Below are 2,893 nucleotides of genomic sequence, written 5' to 3'. Positions count from 1 at the left end.
CCGTTAGCAGAACGGGCCGGTAACCGGCGCGAACACGCCGCTTCTGGTTGCGCAGCCGCGCCCGCCCCGCCCGCTTGGTCGTCCCGTCGCGGTCGGTAACGGAGTATGCCAGCATGGGCCGCATGTCTACCGTCCCGGAAGATGGCGTGCTGCCTTCAGGTCCGTCCCGAGTCAACGACTATGACCTCATCGCTGAGGCGTACGCGGCCGAAAACGAGACCAGCCTCGCAAACGCCTACTATGAGCGACCGGCGATTCTGGCGCTGGCTGGGGACGTGGCCGGTCGCCGGATCCTCGACGCTGGCTGCGGGTCCGGCCCCCTGTCCTCGGTGCTGCGCGACCGGGGCGCCATTGTGACCGGGGTAGATGTCAGTGCAGGGATGCTGGAGTTGGCGCGGCGGCGGCTAGGCGACGACGCGCGCCTGCAGCAGGCCGACCTGAAGGGCCCGCTGCCCTTTCCCGGCAACGCATTCGACGATGTCATCGCGTCCCTGGTCCTGCACTACCTCGAAGACTGGACGGGACCGCTAGCCGAGTTGCGGCGCGTTCTGACGCCCGGCGGCCGGCTGATCGTTTCCGTCAATCATCCCTCATCCATCTATATCCCCCGGCTATACCCCGCCGGGCGCAAGGCCGACTACTTCGCGACGCACAGCTGGACCGTGCCTTGGACCATGGGTGGCCAGACTGCCCAGATGCGCTTCTGGCACCGGCCGCTGCACGCGATGACCGATGCCTTCACCGCGGCGGGCTTCCGGATCTCCGTCATCAGCGAACCGCAACCAGTGCCAGCCGCTCGCGAGCTGTTTCCCGACCAGTTCCCGGCCCTCACGACCAACCCGAACTTCCTGTTCTTCGTCCTGCACGCCAGCTAACCGGCGCTCCAACGCGCAGGCACTGTCTCTGCCGTCTCTTGTCGCAACAGTGACGACGGCGAACAGGTTGTGACGACGGCGACCAGATGTCGCTGGGCTCGGACAGCGAGCAAGCGGCCGGTTTCCTGTCGGGAACCGGCCGCTGACCTTGGTAGCGGGGGCAGGATTTGAACCTGCGACCTCTGGGTTATGAGCCCAGCGAGCTACCGAACTGCTCCACCCCGCGTCGACCACTCCACTTTATGAACTCCCGCCAGCCAAGGCAAATCGGCCACCCGGCGAGGGACCCCGCCCAGCGCTCTCGCGCGCCCGCGGGCCCAGGCGTTTTGGGGGCGTTGGCGTATGTGGCCCAATCTATTCGGGGCAGATACGCCAACGGCCCAGAGCCGCCCGGGTCACCAGAGCCGCGCTGGAGCCACCCGGGTCACTGGAGCCACCCGGGTCACCAGCGCCGGCGGTCAGAGTCCGGTGCTGGCCGACTCGGGACCGAGCGGGGAGGCCATCCATACCGTGTACTGGGCCGTCCAGGTCCCGGCCGGCGGCCCGGTCAGCACGGCCGCGTCCGTCGACGTCCGCAGCGAGAGCACCTCCCGCGGCACGACCCCGAACAGCGACACCCCCGACCGCGACGCCCCCAGCAGGACCGGATGGCGGCCGGTCTGCTCGATCGAGGTCACCACCTGCTCGATCGCCAGGGTGGACGCGCCGGCGACCGACGCGGCGGGCTGGCCGCACATGCCCCGCACGACCTGGCTGAAGGAGTCCGCCGTGGCGGCGTCGGTGAACACCACGCTCGCGTCCTGGCCGATGGCCGAACACAGCCGCGACACCGCGGCGAGCGAGCCGCCGTACGTCGCGGCGGCGCCGACGCCGCGGAACTCCACCCGGCTGATGAACTTCGACAGCCCCGACGAGCGCGCCGAGACCGCGGGCTCGGCCGCGAGCCCGGGGTTCATCGAGGTCACGAACGCGGGGATCGCCATCGCGAGCACGCAGCACGCCCCCACGCCGGCGGCGGTCAGCCGCCGCGCCCCGAGTTCGGCCGCGCGTGCCTTCAGCCGGTGGGACATCCACAGCCCGAGCAGGATCAGCCCGGGCAGCACGACAGGCACCAGCCGGTGACTGGCCCACGGCTGCGTGGGCAGCACGGCCGGGTCCCACAGCACGGTCACCACCGACCAGCCGATCACCAGGAAGGGCAGCCCCCACACGCGCGCGGCGAGCAGCGATTCACGCCATGCCAGCGCGGCGCGCACCATCCGCCGCCCGATCAGCGAGGCGCCCGCGACCGCCAGCAGCACCGCGGGAATGCCGAGGTACCACAGCACCCAGTCCAGGCTCGACTCGTAGTACTGGCGCCGGCCGTCCACCGGCAGGTGCGCCAGCCGCTGCAGGCCGGCCACGTAGCTGATCACGGCCGGGTCGGTCTGCCCGCGCACGGTCTGGAAGTACGGCCGGATCGCGAACCCGATCAGCAGCACGACGGGCGCCGCGAAGGCCACTCCCTGCAGGCACGCGCCGAGCGACGGCAGCGCCCACGTCTCGCCCTGCAGGCCGGGGACCTCTGCCCGCGCCGCGGCCACCCGGTGCAGCCAGGCGCGCACGCCGGGGAAGGCCAGCGGCGCGGTCAGCGCGGTCACCAGGCCGAACCCGGCCGCGCACAGCCCGAACAGGTGCAGCTCCGTCGACAGCGACGACAGGTACGGCCGCGCGAGGTCCAGCCCCGCGTAAAGCCCGCACGCCACGCCGAGGAAAAGCCCCACGCCGAGCGGCCCCGCCTGCGGCCGCCGGGTCACGAACATGATCGCGAGCACCGGGAACGCCGGCAGCAGCGTGCTCAGCGAGCCGATGCTGGCCAGCACGGTCAGGCCGAGCGCGAACCCGCCAAGCCCGGCGAGCGTCAGCGCGGCCGGGTAGCCGTTCCGCTGCCGGGTCAGCACCAGCGAGTCGGTCACCATGCACAGCCCGCCGAACAGCAGCACCTGGACCAGCGGCTCGCTGAACGGCGCGCGGCTGAC

At 71.4% G+C, this 2,893-nt stretch carries 1 protein-coding gene, 1 tRNA gene and 1 pseudogene; 1 reads left to right on the top strand and 2 read right to left on the bottom strand.

Translation table 11 applies throughout. The annotated features are described in order from the left end of the window. Nucleotides 1–122 precede the first annotated feature (122 nt). Complete coding sequence (locus tag Q1N79_RS16940) at nt 123–875, top strand: methyltransferase domain-containing protein (protein WP_300610044.1); 753 nt, start codon at nt 123–125, stop codon at nt 873–875. 149 nt (nt 876–1,024) lie between these two features. Here the strand turns inward: Q1N79_RS16940 and Q1N79_RS16935 are convergent. Together Q1N79_RS16935 and Q1N79_RS16930 are read right to left on the bottom strand one after the other, a co-directional pair. Further along, nucleotides 1,025–1,101: transfer RNA gene (locus Q1N79_RS16935), tRNA-Met, on the bottom strand. A gap of 232 nt (nt 1,102–1,333) precedes the next feature. Then, nucleotides 1,334–2,893: pseudogene (locus Q1N79_RS16930) on the bottom strand (hypothetical protein); the annotation flags it as partial.

It is taken from the genome of Trebonia sp. (assembly GCF_030042015.1).
Lineage (GTDB): Bacteria > Actinomycetota > Actinomycetes > Streptosporangiales > Streptosporangiaceae > Trebonia.
This window is presented reverse-complemented; position numbering and strand designations above follow the sequence as displayed.